12 protein-coding genes are annotated in these 18312 nt (G+C 49.8%); 4 read left to right on the top strand and 8 right to left on the bottom strand.

Features of this window, described 5'->3' with window-relative positions; translation table 11 throughout:
* Positions 1–69: 69 nt before the first annotated feature.
* Together hisD and hisG are read right to left on the bottom strand one after the other, a co-directional pair.
* Positions 70–1359 (bottom strand): histidinol dehydrogenase, encoded by a 1290-nt coding sequence (gene hisD / locus LLH06_RS11290; protein ID WP_228169399.1) that lies wholly within the window; start codon positions 1357–1359, stop codon positions 70–72.
* 84 nt (positions 1360–1443) lie between these two features.
* On the bottom strand, positions 1444–2295 hold the full coding sequence (gene hisG, locus LLH06_RS11285; RefSeq protein ID WP_228169398.1) for an ATP phosphoribosyltransferase: 852 nt from the start codon (positions 2293–2295) through the stop codon (positions 1444–1446).
* A gap of 329 nt (positions 2296–2624) precedes the next feature.
* Here hisG and LLH06_RS11280 point away from each other — a divergent pair, with 329 nt between their 5' ends.
* A complete protein-coding gene (locus tag LLH06_RS11280; protein ID WP_228169397.1) occupies positions 2625–4946 on the top strand; it encodes a PAS domain S-box protein in 2322 nt (773 codons plus the stop codon).
* Between the two features lie 8 nt (positions 4947–4954).
* On the opposite strand, the gene LLH06_RS11275 is transcribed toward LLH06_RS11280, so the two are convergent.
* On the bottom strand, positions 4955–5449 hold the full coding sequence (locus LLH06_RS11275; protein ID WP_228169396.1) for a D-glycero-alpha-D-manno-heptose-1,7-bisphosphate 7-phosphatase: 495 nt from the start codon (positions 5447–5449) through the stop codon (positions 4955–4957).
* Between the two features lie 48 nt (positions 5450–5497).
* Between LLH06_RS11275 and LLH06_RS11270 the strand changes: the two genes are divergently transcribed.
* From LLH06_RS11270 to LLH06_RS11260, 3 genes are all read left to right on the top strand, one after another.
* Entirely contained in the window at positions 5498–6271 is a 774-nt protein-coding gene (locus tag LLH06_RS11270) for an AAA family ATPase (RefSeq protein WP_228169395.1), read from the top strand.
* A gap of 182 nt (positions 6272–6453) precedes the next feature.
* Positions 6454–10977: a glutamate synthase large subunit gene (gene gltB, locus LLH06_RS11265; RefSeq protein ID WP_228169394.1), complete on the top strand. Its 4524-nt coding sequence runs from the start codon at positions 6454–6456 to the stop codon at positions 10975–10977.
* 8 nt (positions 10978–10985) lie between these two features.
* The gene (locus LLH06_RS11260; RefSeq protein ID WP_228169393.1) at positions 10986–12458 is read left to right on the top strand and encodes a glutamate synthase subunit beta; all 1473 of its coding nucleotides are present in this window, start codon (positions 10986–10988) and stop codon (positions 12456–12458) included.
* A gap of 434 nt (positions 12459–12892) precedes the next feature.
* On the opposite strand, the gene LLH06_RS11255 is transcribed toward LLH06_RS11260, so the two are convergent.
* The 5 genes from LLH06_RS11255 to LLH06_RS11235 all read right to left on the bottom strand — a co-directional run bounded on the left by LLH06_RS11255 (position 12893) and on the right by LLH06_RS11235 (position 18066).
* Positions 12893–13927: a LacI family DNA-binding transcriptional regulator gene (locus tag LLH06_RS11255; protein WP_228169392.1), complete on the bottom strand. Its 1035-nt coding sequence runs from the start codon at positions 13925–13927 to the stop codon at positions 12893–12895.
* Between the two features lie 131 nt (positions 13928–14058).
* A complete protein-coding gene (locus LLH06_RS11250) occupies positions 14059–15015 on the bottom strand; it encodes a transketolase family protein (RefSeq protein ID WP_228169391.1) in 957 nt (318 codons plus the stop codon).
* Positions 15016–15101: 86 nt separating this feature from the next.
* A complete protein-coding gene (locus LLH06_RS11245; protein WP_228169390.1) occupies positions 15102–15947 on the bottom strand; it encodes a transketolase in 846 nt (281 codons plus the stop codon).
* An 89-nt stretch (positions 15948–16036) separates the two neighbouring features.
* The gene (gene fsa, locus LLH06_RS11240; protein ID WP_228169389.1) at positions 16037–16705 is read right to left on the bottom strand and encodes a fructose-6-phosphate aldolase; all 669 of its coding nucleotides are present in this window, start codon (positions 16703–16705) and stop codon (positions 16037–16039) included.
* A gap of 191 nt (positions 16706–16896) precedes the next feature.
* Positions 16897–18066, bottom strand: coding sequence for a BamA/TamA family outer membrane protein (locus tag LLH06_RS11235; protein ID WP_228169388.1), 1170 nt, complete (start codon positions 18064–18066; stop codon positions 16897–16899).
* Positions 18067–18312 lie beyond the last annotated feature (246 nt).

Below are 18312 nucleotides of genomic sequence, written 5' to 3'. Positions count from 1 at the left end.
AGAGGGCCAGAAAATCGGATATTCATAGGCCAGAGAACGCTTCATTCTTGGCGATGGCGGAGTTGATAGTTATTGTTGTGTCCTCACCGCTACAGCATTCCTGTGCGCGTGCAAACCTTCCAGATCAGCCAGTATCTCTACATGCGGACCTATATTTTGCAGTCCCTCGGGTGTCAGATGCTGGAAAGTGATCTTTTTAACGAACGAATCGACCGAGACACCAGAGTAAGCCCTGGCGTAACCGCTGGTAGGCAATGTATGATTGGTGCCTGAAGCATAGTCCCCTACACTTTCAGGGGTTTGGTTACCCAAAAATACCGAACCTGCGTTCACGATGTCGCCGGTGATCTGTTGCCAATTGTCAGTGGCGAGTATCAAATGCTCAGGAGCGTATAGGTCGCTAAAGGCTACTGCCTTTTTGAGGTCATTCACGATCAACGCGTACGAGTTAGCTATCGCCTGAGCAGCTATCTCAGCGCGGGGCAATACCGGCAGTTGTTTTTCCAGCTCGGCAATGGTCTGCTCCACTACCTCTGCGTTAGTGGCTACCAATACGCTCTGGCTGTCGATGCCGTGTTCGGCCTGAGCCAAAAGATCAGCAGCGATGTAAGCCGGCGTAGATGTTTCATCAGCGATCACCAATACTTCTGATGGACCAGCAGGCATATCAATGGCGGTCACCGTGGTGCTTTGGATGATGGTCTTTGCCTTAGTAACAAATTGGTTTCCAGGTCCAAATATCTTGTCAACTTTGGTAATGCTTAGGGTTCCATAAGCCATAGCAGCAATGGCCTGAGCACCACCTGCCAGATAAATGCGGTCGATATCGAGCAACTGCGCCACGTAAGCTATAAAGGCGTTCACCTTACCGTTCTGTCCCGGAGGCGAACAAACCACGATCTGCTTGCAACCTGCAATGCGTGCCGGTATGCCTAACATCAAGAAGGTGCTGGGCAACACGGCGGTTCCACCGGGTATATACAAGCCAACCTTTTCGATCGGGCGTAGCTCGCGCCAGCAGGTAACGCCGGGTGTGGTCTCTACCTTGTCCTCGGTCTTCAGCTGGCTTTCATGAAACTTCCAAATATTTTGGTAGGCCACCTCAAGGGCAGTACGTTGCTCAGGCAACAGGGCAGTGGCTATCTCGGCCAGCTCGGCCTTGTCCAGGTAAAGTTTATCTAGTTTTACCTTATCAAATTGTTGCGCGTAGGCCAGGAGGGCGTTATCACCATTTTGCTGTACGTTGGCAATAATGGTCTCCACTACAGTGCGTATCTCATTGGCCGGGTCAACATTGCGTTGCACCAGTGCGGCTATATCGGCTGCGCCAAGGTCGGCATAATTATAGGTCTTTAACATATCACTCTCTCAACCCTCTCGGCAGGAGAGGGTTTTATGTTAATGAACAAATATCCCTTTATTCCCTTTTTTGAGGGAAGGGGTTTACAATATGATCTTCTCGATCGGCATCACCACGATGCCCTGGGCGCCGGCCTGTTTTAACTGGCTGATACGGTCCCAAAAGTCGCGCTCCGGTATTACGGTATGCACGGCTACCCATTCTGACTCGGCCAATGGAACTACTGATGGGCTTTTTACGCCCGGCAATAAAGCCAATACACGGTCAAGGTTAGCACGCTCCACGTTCAACACCACATATTTGGTCTCTTTGGCACGCAACACCGACTGTATGCGTTGGATCAATTCCTGTATCAGTATGTCATTCTCAGAGCCTTTACCACCGATCAGTATCGCCTCGCTGTTCATTACATCAGCAAATGGTTTTAAGCCATTGCTTTTGAGCGTGCCACCAGTTGATACCAGGTCGCATATAGCATCGGCCAACCCCAAACCGGGCGATATCTCCACCGAACCAGAAATGGTACGAATGTCGGCCGTGATATTAAGATCCTGAAGATGTTTGGCTAAGATGTTAGGGTAGGTGGTGGCGATGGAACGGCCGTTAAGGTCGGCTATCTCGTTTATGTTGCTGTTATTAGGCACAGCGATCTTGAGCGAGCATTTACCAAAGCCCAGGCGCTGGAGGTAACTTACCTCTACCTGAGTTTCCTGTATCACATTCTCACCCACGATGCCCAGGTCGGCAATGCCATCCTGCACGTACTCAGGTATATCATCGTCACGAAGAAAGAGTATCTCTAACGGGAAGTTAGATACGGGGGAGATCAATGAACTTTTGTAATTCTCGAAATTGAGGCCGCAGTTCTTCAGCAGCTCTACAGATCTTTCATTAAGCCTGCCAGATTTCTGGATGGCTATTTTAAGTGTTTTCAAAATAGGGTGGTATTAAACTATAAAATAGGTCGGAGTTCGTTATTTCACGTAGAAACATACATCATTATTATCGCCACAGGGGGCGATGGTGCATATGCAAATGATGTAATGTCAAACCTTTCATTTTATAGCTAACATTGTTTGATGAGCTGCGGCAAATATAATCAAGTATTTATAAATACAAAATTTAACATTCAATGTTCATAATTTGACCAATGTGAACTGAGGGCATCTAACGCGTCATTTATATGAGTTAGGATGTTATATTTGATGCACGTGCTGCAAGCTTTTACGCAGCGATATGTATCTACCAAGATTGAGAAAAAAGAATGAGGTCCGGGGCATTACGCATAGCATTGATATATACCTTTTTAGGCGTGATATGGATCGCATTGAGCGATGAATTGCTGGCCTTTTTGGGTAAGGAGATGAGTGCCCGTACCATGTTTCTGATCAGTAGCAGTAAAGGGATCATATTTGTATTGCTCACCGGCCTGCTCATCTGGAAACTCGTTCATGATCACACACTAAGGCTCAGCGAGCGCGAAAAACAGTACCGCGATATGTACCAAGGCAATCCATTGCCTATGTGGATCTATGATATCAAAACGCTCAGGATCGTGTCGGTTAACCGCAGTGCGATAGAGAATTATGGATACACCGAAGAGCAGTTCCTGAGCATGACCATACTGGATATCAGGCCCGAGGAATTCAGGGAGGTGGTGAAAGCAAGGGTAGCCAGTGTGTCGACAGAGGTAAGGCGCTCGGGCGCATGGGTGCACCGGAAGGCAAATGGCACTCTTACCTATGTTAACGTGAGTTCGCAAAAGGTCAACTACAATAACGAGATGCATGTGATGGTGATAGCACAGGATATCGATGCACATGTCACTTTTGAGCAACGCCTTAAAAAACTAAACCTTGACCTGCGCGAAAAACAGATCAAACTGAGCGAGACCCAAAAGATAGCCAAGGTGGCTGGATGGGAATTTTACCCGGCCGAAATGGAAATGGTATGGTCGGAAGAATTATATACATTGACCGGTCATCAGCCCGTTGATAAGGCCGATGTGTTCAAGTTCTACCTGCAAATGGTGCATCCTGACGACAGGGCCGATGTTGAGCACGCACTTGATCAGGCCATTGCCAACGCAGGTGAACTGGATATCACGCACAGGATCATAGATGGGGTAGGCCGCGTGCGCTATGTGCGCCAGATGGCAAGGTCAGAGCAGATGGTGGATGTATCGATCAAGATGACGGGTACCATGCAGGATATCACCGATCTCACGGAACTCGAGCTGGAACATAACCGTATCAAATATACCCTAGAAGATACGTTGAACACCCTTAACGATGCCTTTTTTACGCTCGACCATGACCTGGTGATCACCAAGGTGAACCCACGTTTTGAGGAAGAGACCGGTATGAAAAAGGCTGACATCGTAGGCAAACGATTCGCTGAGGTGATCAATGGTTCGATAGAAAGCGGTACGCTTGGCCGATTCAAGAAGGTGCTGGATGAACGTAGATCTACCAAGTTCGAGGTCAAGTCCGTAGCGCTGGGTAAATGGCTCTGCGTTTCTGCCTATCCTACACAAGAAGGTGTTTTAGCGTACTTTGAAGATATCACCGAAGAAAAGCAGAAGGATATAAGGTTGAAAGAGGCACTGGAGCGCTACGACATCGTGTCAAAGGCCACTAATGATGTCATCTACGATCACGATATCCGGAACGACCATATTATCTACAACACAAGCTTATCGCAACTGGTCAATTATGACAAGAACAGCATTGCGCATGATCTGAAATGGTGGCGATCGCTTATTCATCCTGATGACGTTGGGCGGGTTGTGAAAAGTCAGGAAAAAGTGTTGGCTAACAAAGAGACCAACTGGTGGTGCGAATACAGGATCCATCGGGGTGATGGCACCTATAAATATGTATACGATCAGGGATACTTTATTTATGATGAACACCAGGAGCCGATAAGGCTGATCGGTGCCATCAAAGATATAGATGACCTGAAGCGATCGGACGAGGAGAATAAGCGTTTGGCTGAGATCATTACCAAGGTCAATAACATGGTGGTGGTGATGGACACTGATAATCGCATTACCTGGGTGAACAAAGCCTTTGAAGACCACATACAACGCAAACTGGATGATCTGGCCGGTTTCAAAACGATAGACATCTTACGCAGCATGCAGGTGTCGGAAGAGGCGCTCAACGTTATCGCCGAGCGCAAGAGTCGTTTCGAGAGCTTTATGATACAGGTGCAGCACCGGCTTCCTGATCAACGCCAGCAATGGCTCGAGATCGAGTACACGCCGCTGTTCAAGAACGATGGTACGCATGCGGGATACATCGCCGTATACCAAAACATCACCGAGCGTAAGGAGAAAGAGGAACACGTGATCCACCAGAACAAGACCCTGCAAGAGATCGCCTGGCTAAGCTCGCACGAGGTGAGGCGCCCGGTAGCTTCTATTTTGGGATTGATCCACCTGGCCAAAGACGCCAACTCGGTACAAGAGAAGGAAGAGATCATGGGTATGATCAACGTATGTGCCGAGGAATTGGATAAGATCGTTCACGTGATCACTGACCGCGTGAACGAAGAGTCGGACCTTGCGACCTCAAAAGAATGATTCGGTCTTTATCTGATCAAATGCAAAACCTCGCTGATCGGCTGATCGCTGTTGATCAGGATGCCGGTCACACCTGCTGCGGTACCTGCTTCCACGTCGCGTTCGCGGTCGCCTATAAAATAGGATAGGGCAGGGTCGATGTTATATTGAGCGATACCTCTCAGTAGCATCCCCGGCTGCGGTTTGCGGCAGTCGCAAGCGCCGGTAAAGTTAGGATGATGCGGACAGTAGTAGATATCGGTGAAGGTTACGCCGTGCTGGGCATACGCATCTTTCAAGTGCTGGTGCATCTCGGCCAGTTGCTCTTCGGTATACCAGCCTTTTGCCAGGCCGCCCTGGTTGGTGGCCACGATGAGCAGGTAGCCGCGGTCTTGCAGTTCTTTAAGGGGGGCAAAGTTATGCTCAAGTACCTTGAAGTCCTCAAGTCGGCAAACATAGTCGCCCAATTCTTTATTTAAAACGCCGTCGCGGTCTAAAAATACAGCCTTTTTCTTGGTATCCATTGGTGCAAAGTTAAACTTATGCCGGCAATACACTATCTTTAATTTATCATGAGCGCAAAGGGCACGATCACTAACATCACCTTTATAAAGGACAACGCCCGTGCTGATCAGTATCCGTATGATCTGCCCTTCTTCAAGAACACGGACACCCTGCGCATTCATCCTCATGTTAACTTCATGGTGGGTGATAATGGCTCGGGAAAGTCCACCTTATTAGAGGCCATTGCCGTGGCCTGCGGCTTTAACCCTGAAGGTGGCACCCGTAACTTCAATTTTACTACCCGCGCTTCACATTCGCCGTTGCATGAAAAACTACGGATCACTCGTGATACAGAACAACTCAACGATGGCTACTTTTTGCGTGCCGAAAGCTTTTTCAATGTAGCCTCTAAAATCGACTATTTGGATATTGATGAACCCGGCGCGGCGGCTGGTCCTAAGGTCATCGCGTCCTACGGCGGCAAGTCATTACATGAGCGGTCGCATGGCGAATCGTTCTGGGCACTGTTCACCAACCGGTTCAGCGGTAAAGGGCTGTATATATTAGATGAGCCGGAAGCGGCTTTGTCGCCTGCCCGCCAATTGGAGATGCTTGGTCTGATGCACGCGCTGGTATTAAAGGGCGCGCAGTTCATCATCGCCACGCATTCGCCTATTATCGTATCCTATCCACATGCGCGGGTGTTCGAGATGGATGCAGAGGGGATCCACGTGACGACCTACAACAGAACACAACTATTTCGCACCTATCAGCACTTCTTCGCCGATCCTTCAGGCCTGGTAGACGATATCCTTTCCCAGCACCTGCCGCAGGACCGCTAAGCCCTGATCACGCCCCTCGCATGCGTCCTAACCGCCCAAGCGGGTTATGAGAAATGAAATATCGTTACCGTAAAAGGTATAAAATTTTGAAAATTGATAAAAAAGCAATTTTTATTCTGTTTAAAATTCAAAATCAGTATATTCGTAGATATAGCCCAACTATACTTATATTAATTTAACAAATGGATCAAACAGAAAGTGAACAAAAAGGCTTGTACAGGCCAGAGTTTGAGCACGACTCCTGCGGCACCGGCTTTATCGTAAATATCAACGGTAACAAGTCGCACCAGACCATTCATGACGCCCTTACCATGCTCGAGAATATGGAGCATAGAGGAGCCTGCGGTTGTGACCCGCTTTCGGGTGATGGCGCCGGTATACTGATACAGTTGCCGCATGAGTTCCTGATGGAGGAGTGTTCTGACATTGAAGTGAGCCTGCCACAGCTTGGTGATTATGGGGTCGGAATGATCTTTTTTCCAAAGGACTCAACGTTAAAGAAAGCATGCCGTAATGCCATTTACGCCGCTGCCGAAAAGTTGGGTATCACCGTTTTGGGTTTCCGCAAGGTGCCCGTAAATTCAGATGTGATCGGCGAGACCGCCCGTTCGGCTGAGCCGGATGTTGAACAGCTGTTCGTGCTTAAACCGCACCACATCCTTAACGCCGAAGATTTTGAACGCAAACTATACGTGCTGCGCCGCTACATCAACAAAACCGTTAATGAAACGCTGCCGGCCGTTGGCGATAACTTTTACTTTACCTCGTTCTCGTGCAAAACGATCGTATATAAAGGTCAGGTGACCACCTACCAGGTGCGTCAGTATTACCCTGACCTGGTAGATCCGCGGGTGGCATCGGGCTTTGCGCTCATTCACTCCCGTTTCTCTACCAATACGTTCCCATCATGGAAATTGGCGCAACCATTCCGCCTGATCGCACACAACGGCGAGATCAACACGCTCACCAGTAACCTTAACTGGTTCTACTCCAGCGTAAAATCATTAGCATCCAACTACTTCAGCCGCGAGGAGATGGAGATGTTGTTGCCAGTGATCGATAACAACCAGTCTGACTCGGCATGTTTGGATAATATCATCGAGATATTACAGCACTCGGGCCGCTCATTACCACACGTAATGATGATGCTGATCCCTGAGGCATGGGATGGCAACGAACAAATGGATCCGCTTAAAAAAGCGTTCTACGAGTATCATGCCACCATTATGCAGCCATGGGATGGCCCGGCCGCCATCAGCTTTACCGATGGTAAGCTGGTAGGTGCCTTGCTTGACCGTAACGGACTCCGCCCGCTGCGTTACACCGTGACCAAGGATGGCCGAGTGATCGCCGCATCAGAGACCGGCGTATTAGCCATTGACGACAGCAACGTGGAAAGCAAGGGTCGTTTACAGCCCGGCAAAATGCTGCTGATCGATACAGAGAAACACAAGATCATCACTGACGACGAGATCAAACGCGAAATGTCGACCCGCCAGCCGTATGACCGTTGGCTCGAGAACTATAAGATCAAGTTAGAGGATCTGTCTGAACCTCGTGTCACCTTCTCAAGCTTGTCGCCTGAGTCGGTATACCGTTACCAGCAGGTGTTTGGCTACACCCGCGAGGATGTGGACGGCATCATCAAACCTATGGCTACCGATGCGCAGGAGCCGATCGGCTCTATGGGTACCGATGTGCCTTTGGCCGTGTTGAGCGACAAGCCTCAGCATCTGTCGAGCTACTTCAAGCAGTTCTTTGCCCAGGTGACCAACCCGCCGATCGATCCGATCCGTGAGCGTTTGGTAATGAGTTTAGCCACCTTTATCGGCAACAACGGTAACTTGTTGGATGAGGATAAGATGCACTGCCATTGCGTAGCGCTGAAGCACCCGATATTGCGTAACCACCAATTGGAAAAACTGCGCAGTATCGATACCGGCCTGTTCCATGCCAAAACGCTGCAAACCTACTTTAAGGCCGATGGCCAGCCAGGTTCGTTGCAAAAGGGTATCGAGCGCTTGTGCCGTTATGCCGAAGATGCTGTTGATGATGGCTTCGAGGTATTGATCCTGAGTGACCGTGCGCTGGATTCAGAGCACGCTGCTATCCCATCATTGCTGGCGGTATCGGCTGTTCACCATCACTTGGTGAAGATCGGTCGTCGTGGATCGGTAGGTTTGGTGGCCGAGGTAGGCGATGCGTGGGAAGTACATCACTTTGCCTGCTTGCTGGCATTCGGTGCTACGGCCGTTAACCCTTACTTGGCGCTCTCAACTATCGAGACGTTAAAGAACGGTGGCGCTATCGATAAGGATGCCGATATCAAGACCTTACAAAAGAATTATGTGAAGGCCATTAACTATGGCCTGCTTAAGATATTCTCTAAAATGGGTATCTCAACCTTGCAGTCATACCATGGATCGCAACAGTTCGAGATACTGGGTCTCAACAAAGAGGTGGTTGACCGCTACTTTAGCGGCGCCGTTACCCGCATTGGCGGCTTAGGTTTGGACGAGATCGCCCGCGAGGCGCTTACCAAGCATAAGTTCGGTTTCAGCACTTCGAAAGGAGAGGTAAAGCTATTGCCTGAAGGCGGTATCTACCAATGGAAACGTCGTGGCGAAGCACACTTGTTTAACCCACAAACGGTGCACCTGCTGCAACATGCTACCAGTACCAATAACTTTGAGGTTTATAAGAACTATGCCCGTTTAGTGAACGAGCAAACCGAGAAACACTACACGATCCGTGGTTTGCTTGACTTTACCCATCACCGTGAGGCGATCTCTATCGATGAGGTAGAATCGGCCGAAAGCATCATGAAGCGTTTCGCTACCGGTGCTATGTCGTTCGGTTCCATATCGCACGAGGCACACAGCACGCTGGCCATTGCCATGAACCGCATTGGCGGTAAAAGCAACACCGGCGAGGGTGGTGAGGACGAGATGCGTTACGAGCGTTTGCCCAACGGCGATTCGATGCGCTCGGCCATCAAACAGATCGCTTCGGCACGTTTTGGGGTAACATCCAATTACCTGACCAACGCCGATGAGTTGCAGATCAAAATGGCGCAAGGCGCTAAACCAGGCGAGGGCGGTCAATTGCCCGGACATAAGGTTGATGCCTGGATCGCCAAGACCCGTCACTCTACACCAGGCGTAGGCCTGATCTCGCCTCCTCCCCACCACGATATTTACTCGATAGAGGATCTGGCACAATTGATATTCGACCTTAAGAACGCTAACCGCGCTGCCCGCATCAACGTAAAGCTGGTATCAAAAGCTGGTGTAGGTACCATTGCCGCCGGTGTGGCCAAGGCCCATGCCGATGTGGTACTGATCGCCGGTTATGATGGCGGTACAGGTGCATCGCCGATCAGCTCGATCAAACATGCCGGTTTGCCATGGGAGTTAGGTTTGGCCGAGGCTCACCAAACACTGGTACGCAGCAAACTGCGCAGCCGCGTGGTGGTACAGGCCGACGGACAAATGAAGACCGGTCGTGACCTGGTTATTGCAGCCCTTTTGGGCGCCGAGGAATGGGGTGTAGCCACCGCTGCTTTGGTTGCCAGCGGATGTATCATGATGCGTAAATGCCACTTGAACACCTGCCCGGTGGGTGTGGCTACGCAAGATCCAGATCTGCGCCGCTTGTTTAGCGGTAAACCTGAGCATGTGGTAAACCTGTTCCGCTTTTTGGCAGAGGACATGCGCGAGATCATGGCCGAGTTAGGCTTCCGCACCATTAACGAGATGGTGGGCCGCGTGCAGTTCCTGCGTGTTAAGGATAATATTCAGAGCTGGAAAGCTAAAAAGGTAGACCTTTCAGGCATATTGCACCCGGTGACCAACGCCAAAGGCAACACGCTTTACAACAGCGAAAAGCAGGATCACGGCATGGATTCCATCATTGACTGGAAACTGCTGGAAACTGCACAACCTGCCTTGGAGGACAAAACACCGGTGTTCGCATCCTTCGAATTGAAGAATACTGACCGTACCGTGGGTACATTGCTCAGCAACGAGATATCGAAACGTTACGGCTCGGCAGGTTTACCCGAAAATACGATCAATTACAAGTTCACTGGTTCGGCAGGTCAAAGCTTTGGCGCTTTTGCGGCCAAAGGTATAGCCTTTGAGCTGGAAGGCGAGGCTAATGATTATGTGGGCAAGGGCCTTTCGGGTGCTCAACTGGCCATCTATCCAAAGGCCGATGCACCTTTCGTTCCTGAGGACAATATCATTATCGGTAACGTGGCCGTTTATGGCGCAACCTCAGGTGAGTTGTTCGTGAGGGGTATGGCAGGCGAGCGTTTTGCCGTGCGTAACTCGGGTGCCACGGTAGTGGTAGAGGGTGTGGGCGATCACGGTTGTGAGTACATGACCGGTGGCCGTGCACTGATCCTGGGCCGTACAGGCCGCAACTTTGCTGCCGGTATGAGCGGTGGTATCGCCTGGATCTATGACCCTGAACAAAGATTTGCCGCTAACTGCAATACCGAGATGGTGGATCTTGACCCGCTGAGCAGCGAGGATGAGGAACAGATCACGGCGCTGCTTAAAAAGCACGTGAACCTTACCCAAAGCAAGGTAGCTCAGCAATTGCTCAACAACTGGGCATCAGCGTCAAGCAGCTTCGTCAAAGTATTCCCTAAGGAGTACAAGAGAGTATTGTCAAAGAAAGAGTTTGAAACCGTTAGCTGATCACTAAAATGGGAAAACCTACAGGATTTCAGGAGTATAACAGAGAGCTCCCATCAAAGATAAAGCCCGAAGAAAGGGTAAAGAATTATAATGAGTTCGTTGGCCGTTTCAGTGACGAGAAACTGAACCAGCAATCGGCCCGCTGCATGAATTGCGGCATCCCGTTCTGCCATTCAGGTTGTCCGCTGGGCAATGTGATCCCCGAGTTCAATGATGCGGTGTACCGCAAGAGCTGGGAAGAGGCATATGAGATATTATCGACCACCAACAACTTCCCGGAGTTTACAGGACGCATTTGCCCGGCACCTTGCGAGTCGGCCTGTGTGTTAGGCATCAACAAGCCACCGGTGGCTATCGAGGAGATCGAGAAGCACATCATCGAGATCGCTTACGAGCGCAACCTGGTAAAACCGGGCGCACCTTTCCTGAAAACAGGAAAAAAGGTAGCCGTAGTGGGCTCAGGCCCAGCCGGCTTGGCCGCCGCAGCTCAACTGAGCAAAGCAGGCCACAACGTGACCGTTTACGAGCGCGACGATAAACCCGGAGGTTTGCTGCGTTATGGCATCCCTGACTTTAAATTAGAGAAATGGGTGATCGATCGTCGTGTTGACGTGATGAAGCAGGAAGGTATCGAGTTCGTTTGCAACACCGAGGTGGGCAAAGATCTGAGTATGGACGAGCTTACCCGCAATAACGATGCGGTAGTGCTGGCCGGCGGATCTACCATTCCGCGTAACCTGCCGATACCTGGCCGCGAGTCCAAGGGCGTATACTACGCCATGGAGTTCTTGAAACAACAGAACAAACGCGTGGGCAACAGTCCGATCAGCGATGAGGATATACTGGCCACCGGTAAAGATGTGGTGGTGATCGGCGGTGGAGACACCGGATCTGACTGTGTGGGTACCTCTAACCGTCATGGTGCACGTTCGGTACGCCAATTTGAGGTGATGATGCAGCCGCCGCAAGCGCGCACGGCCAGCATGCCTTGGCCAAGCTACCCAATGGTGCTTAAGACCACCAGCTCGCATGAGGAAGGGGTAGAGCGCCACTGGGGTGTGAACACCAAAGAATTTTTAGGCGACGAGAACGGCAACCTGCGTGCCCTGCGCGTGACCGACGTGACCTGGGAGACCGACTTTTTAGGTCGGCCGGTGAAATTCACAGAGGTAGAAGGTTCGGAAAGGGAGATACCTTGTCAAATGGTTTTCCTGGCCATGGGCTTTGTGCATCCGCAACATGCAGGCATGATCGAACAAGCCGGTGTAGAGCTGGACGAACGCAAGAACGTAAAAGCTCAGGAAGGCGTTTACCGTACTAATGTAAGCAAGGTATTTGCCTGTGGCGATATGCGTCGCGGACAATCACTGGTGGTATGGGCCATTAGCGAAGGCCGTGAGGCCGCCCGCAAGGTAGACCAGTTCCTGATGGGGCACTCCCTGTTAGAGAGCAAGGATGCCGTGAACGCCTACGAATACTAAGCACTTTTACTAGCCCCTTTTATAATTGAGAGAACTAAGGCTGCCCATGCAAATGGGCAGCCTTTTCTTTTTTACAATAATGCCGTAAAAGGTCGTTCAGCAGGAGGCGATCCGGTTTGCTCATGAAAGCTGTATAGACCGCAACGGTCTGCTATGACCTTGAAAAAAATGTGACCTGCTGTTAGGCTTAGTGTACTGAAAAGTGTTACATCGCTGTAACAAAATTTCCCAACTTTCCCCACTTTTTAGCATTGCGAAATTCGTAAAAACCCAACTTTTTCAAGAAAAAGCATACAAAAAACCGAAATGTAACACCAGATGTAACACTTTTTGCATGTAATGTAACATCATTATCGTGTTTCGAGACATGACTTGCAGGGTCCCAACTGCAAAAACCTATAGATCTTTGCGAGATTCGTAATTGGTAAGTCGAGCTATTTTTTCTTGATAGAGGAGTCTCGGATCACCAGCTCTGAAGGTTGTATAAGCTTGTTGTCTGCAACAGTAGCTTCTCCCGGATTGTTCAACCTATCGATCAGGAGCTTGGCGGCTGTTTGGCCCATCTCGTAGCCTTTGTAATCTACCGTGGTGAGGTTAGGCTCGATGATACTGGCCTCCGTATCGTTATTGAACCCGGCAAAAGCGATATCCTGCGGTATGCGGATGCCGTGTTGTTTGAGTTCCTGCATACAACTCACTGCACATGCATCATTGATCGCGAACACGCCATCCGGACGTGGTTCCATTGCCAGTATGTCATGAGCGGCTTTACGGCCGGCCTCGATGGTGAGCTGGGTCTTCAGCACAAGGCTGTCATCCAGGCTCATGTTGTTATCCTCCAACGCTTCTTTGTAGCCCTTAAAGCGATCGGCGGCCACACTGCTGATCTTATAGGCGGTGATATGTGCTATGCGCTTACAACCCTGCTCGATCAGGTGCTGGGTCACGTTATAAGCGGCCTGTACATTATCTATTTCCACACCCGGGCATTTGGGGTGCGGCCAAACGCGGTCGAAGTATACCAGTGGGATGTTGCGCTTTACAAAGGTCTCAAAGTGGTCGGCGTTCTCGGTATCATAGGCTAGGGAGACCAGCAAACCATCTACCCGGTTATTGTACATAGCCTGAGCGATATTGACCTCTTTCTGAATACTGTCCAATGACTGGCTAATGATGAGGTTATACCCGGCATCGCTCAACACCTTCTCCACACCGGCGATCACATTAGACATAAAGCTACTATTAAGGTTGCCTACAATGATCCCAATAATGTTGCTTTTGCGCTTGCGCAGGTTGCTGGCCATTTGGTTAGACCGGTAGCCCATTTCCTTTGCCGCCTCTACCACCCGCTGCTTGGTATTCACGTTGACAGAGGTATGGTCCATCAAGGCCCGGCTTACGGTAGCAGCCGAGATGTTGAGCTTTTTGGCAATGTCGTATATGGTGATCTCTTTTTCCGGTTCGTCCATAGCGGGGATAGAAATATCTGAAAGATAAAGTTAATATAATTACCTAAATGTAAGTACCTGCCAAGCTGATAACAAAGTCGACCCAACAAAAAAGCCACCATATAGGTGGCTTTTTAGAAGCGTATAATTGGTTAGCCTTTGCGTTGAATAGCTTTTTGAGCCGCTTCAACAATGGCAGGTGCGTTAAGCTTATATTTTTCCATCAGTTGCTCAGGAGTACCCGACTCACCGAAGGAATCATTCACGGCCACATACTCTTGCGGTACAGGCATGTTCTTCACTAAAACCTGAGCTACTGAATCGCCCAGGCCGCCTAAACGGTTGTGCTCTTCGGCAGTTACCACACAGCGGGTCTTGCTTACCGACTTAAGGATAGCTTCCTCGTCCAAAGGTTTGATGGTGTGTATGTTGATGATCTCGGCCGAGATACCCATCGCTTCCAGTTGCTCACCGGCTTGTATGGCTTCCCATACCAGGTGACCGGTAGCCACGATGGTCACGTCGGTACCTTCGCTTACCATCCATGCCTTACCGATCTCGAAGACCTGGTCAGCAGGGGTGAAGATAGGCACTACCGGGCGGCCAAAGCGCAGGTAAACCGGGCCATGATGCTCGGCGATAGCGATGGTAGCAGCCTTGGTCTGGTTATAATCGCAAGGATTGATCACGATCATGCCCGGCAGCATTTTCATCATGCCCAGGTCTTCCAGGATCTGGTGGGTAGCACCGTCCTCACCTAAGGTCAGGCCAGCATGTGAGGCGCAGATCTTAACGTTCTTGTCAGAATAAGCGATAGATTGACGGATCTGATCATAAACACGGCCGGTAGAAAAGTTAGCGAAGGTGCCGGTGAAAGGCACGTGGCCACCAATGGTCAAACCTGCAGCTATACCCATCATGTTGGCTTCAGCTATACCTACCTGTACAAAACGCTCAGGAAAGGCATTGATGAAGTCCTGCATCTTTAACGAACCCACCAGGTCGGCGCAAAGGGCTACCACTTTAGGGTTGCGTTTGCCGGCCTCGAGCAGGCCTGCGCCAAAACCCGAACGGGTGTCTTTTTTCTCTGTATATGTATACTTGGTCATTGTTGAGTTTTGTTAGGTCGCGTGTTTCGGGTCGCCAGTTGCGGGAAGCACATCCTCGCAACAGATAACTCGGAACCCGCTACAAGTTAATAATCGCCTAAGGTCTCAGGTAGTTGAGCTAAAGCCTGCTCCAGTTGAGCATCGTTAGGTGCAACACCATGCCATTTGTGGCTACCCATCATGAAATCCACGCCGGCACCCATTTCGGTCTGCATCAGGATCATCACTGGTTTGCCTTTACCGCTCAGCTCGATCGCTTTTTTCAAGCCGTCGATCACTTGCGCCATATCGTTACCACGCATCTCGGTCACTTCCCAGCCAAAGGCTTCGAATTTAGCGCGAAGGTCGCCTAAGGATAAAACCACCTTGGTAGGGCCATCGATCTGCTGACCATTTACGTCCACAGTAGCGATCAGGTTATCAACACGGTTATGCGGCGCGAACATGGCCGCTTCCCAGATCTGGCCTTCCTGCAACTCGCCATCGCCATGCAGGGTGAACACCAAACGGTCGTCTCCATTTAACTTTTTGCTCAAAGCAGCACCAATACCTACCGAAAGACCCTGACCTAATGAACCAGAGGCGATGCGTACGCCCGGTAAACCTTCGTGAGTGGTAGGGTGGCCTTGTACGCGTGAGTTGATCTTACGGAACTCGCCTAACTCGGCTTTGTCAAAATATCCAGAGCGTGATAGCACCGAGTAGAACACCGGTGAGATGTGTCCGTTAGATAAAAAGAAAAGATCTTCGCCTTCGCCATCCATATTAAAAGATGGGTCGTGCTTCATGATCGAAAAATAAAGGGCTACCAAATAATCGGTACAGCCCAGCGAACCACCCGGGTGGCCGCTTTGGCAGCCATGCACCATGCGCACCACATCGCGGCGCACTTGTGAGGCAATACCTTGTAATTCTTGTATGTCGGTCGTCATTTAACGTTGAGTTATTAATTATTAAGCTAGTGGTTAGTAGGGGGGCGTTGAAGTAACTTCACATTAGACTACTCACCACTCACCATCCCTTACTTTACACCAGCTGCGGCAGCTTTAGCATGATCAGCCAGGAACTGAGCCAGGCCGTTATCGGTCAATGGGTGCTTTAACAGGGCAGTGATAGCCGATAGCGGACCAGTGATCACATCAGCGCCGATCTTAGCGCAGTTGATGATGTGCATCGCATGGCGAACCGAGGCGGCCAGTATCTCGGTCTCGTAACCGTAGTTATCATAGATCAGGCGGATATCTTCGATCAGCGTCAAACCGTCGGTAGATACATCATCCAAACGACCGATGAACGGAGACACATAAGTTGCGCCTGCCTTAGCGGCCAGTAAAGCCTGACCGGCAGAGAATACCAGCGTACAGTTGGTTTTGATGCCCTGGCTGGTGAAATATTTGATCGCTTTAACACCATCTTTGATCATTGGTACCTTTACAACGATACGCTCGTGTAATTTGGCAAGGGCCAAACCTTCTTCAACCATTTCGTCATAGGTGGTGGCAATAACCTCGGCGCTAACGTCACCGTCGGTGATCTCGCAAATAGCTTTATAATGAGCTATCACGTTATCGTGGCCGGTGATACCTTCTTTAGCCATTAGCGAAGGGTTGGTGGTCACACCATCTAAGATACCCATGTCATGGGCTTCACGAATTTGCGACAGGTTAGCCGTGTCAATGAAAAATTTCATGCTGTTATGGATTGTAATAAATTAAATGTCAATTTAACAATTATTGTTGTCATTGCTAACTTACTTATAGCGTCGTAAAAATGCAACAAATTTTAGAGCTAACCTAAATAAATTTTACAATCGATTGCAAAAAGGTTTTCCGACTTCGTTTGACAGTTGCGTAGGTTCGAGAGCAGCGTAGGACCTCGATGTCAAAACGCCTCTCCAAGGTTCAATCTGACGGAAGAATAGCCTTTGCTAAAACCATAGTCGATCGCGATGTTCGTATTAGAGGTCTTATTGAACTTGATACGTAAACCACCGCCCCCGGCAGGGTGAAAGTAGGTAAAGCGTTTGGTGTCGGGTTCATTAACGGTGGTCATGTTAGCAAAGAGGACAAAACCCAACAGACCGTTGCGGGTGATGCTGCGGCGATACTCCGCCTCAGTATACCACAAGCGCTGACCTCGATAGCGATTCTGCTCAACGCCGCGGCCCGAACGATTGTAAAGATCCCAGCCAATACTGGGTAAGCTTAGGTAGGGCACGCCGCGGTCAAGTGCTGCCCAGAAGTAGGTCCACAAGGCAAGCGTGTTCTGCTGTTGTTTGTTGGCCTTGTTAAGGGCCACATAATGACGCAGGTCCAGATACACCGATTGCCACGGGCGCGTGCTACCGATCAAGGATGAGTTTACCCGGTAGATAAGGTTGGCATAGCAACCGGGTAAGGGATTGATCGAGTTGTTGCGGGTATCATAAAGTAAGTTGAGCGTCATACCTGACGAGAACGAGTTTTGCCCCCATGATGTACCGAAGGTATAACCTGACAGTTCGCCAAGGTGAGGTGCATCATCAGGCGTCACGATACGCATGTGGTAATCCATGTTGTAGCCCACACCTGCAAAAAAGTATGGCCTGATCTGGCGTAATAGACTTTGATAAAAACGAATGTATCTATAATCCACTCGTGTACGATTGCTTTCGGGCTGGTCACCTCCCAGCCCCCAAGTGTCTTGCGGATACACCATCAAACGCGTGTCGCCGGCTATGAACCATCTATTGTCGCTTAGCCAAATGTTACTGCGTAAAGGTAATCCGTAGCGGCCGTTAAAGTTGAAGTAAGGAGTGAAGGTTATACTGGATAGGTTGGTGGTCGAGTGGTCGCCAGCATAGAAGCCTGCAGTGGTCGAGGTGATGAACATTTTGCCGCCACCGTCGGGCAGGGTAGAGGCCGTGGGCAGGAACGAAAAATATACTTTGCCCGTTCGTGGCTGCCTATCTGTGGGAACATTCTTCGAGTTCGGTTTGAACACACTTTTAAAGACATCTATCAGATCTTTTTGAGGAACCGAATCCGATGGCGCCTTAAAACTCGATACCATGACGGAGTCTTGAGCTGAGGCAAAGTTCGGCGTGCATATTGCAATAGTGCAGATCAAAATGGCCGCGTTTGATGCGGCACCGATAAGGGCAATAAATAGCTCCCGAACTTTAATCATCCTTGATTTGGTATACTTTGGCTTGGCACGTAGTTAATATCTGTAATTAACAAAACGGATGCCGATATTACAATATGATGACAAAAAATATTTTTGTCAACTACGTATACGCGATCAGATGATCAGAAG

This window comes from Mucilaginibacter daejeonensis, from assembly GCF_020783335.1.
GTDB lineage: Bacteria > Bacteroidota > Bacteroidia > Sphingobacteriales > Sphingobacteriaceae > Mucilaginibacter > Mucilaginibacter daejeonensis.
This window is presented reverse-complemented; position numbering and strand designations above follow the sequence as displayed.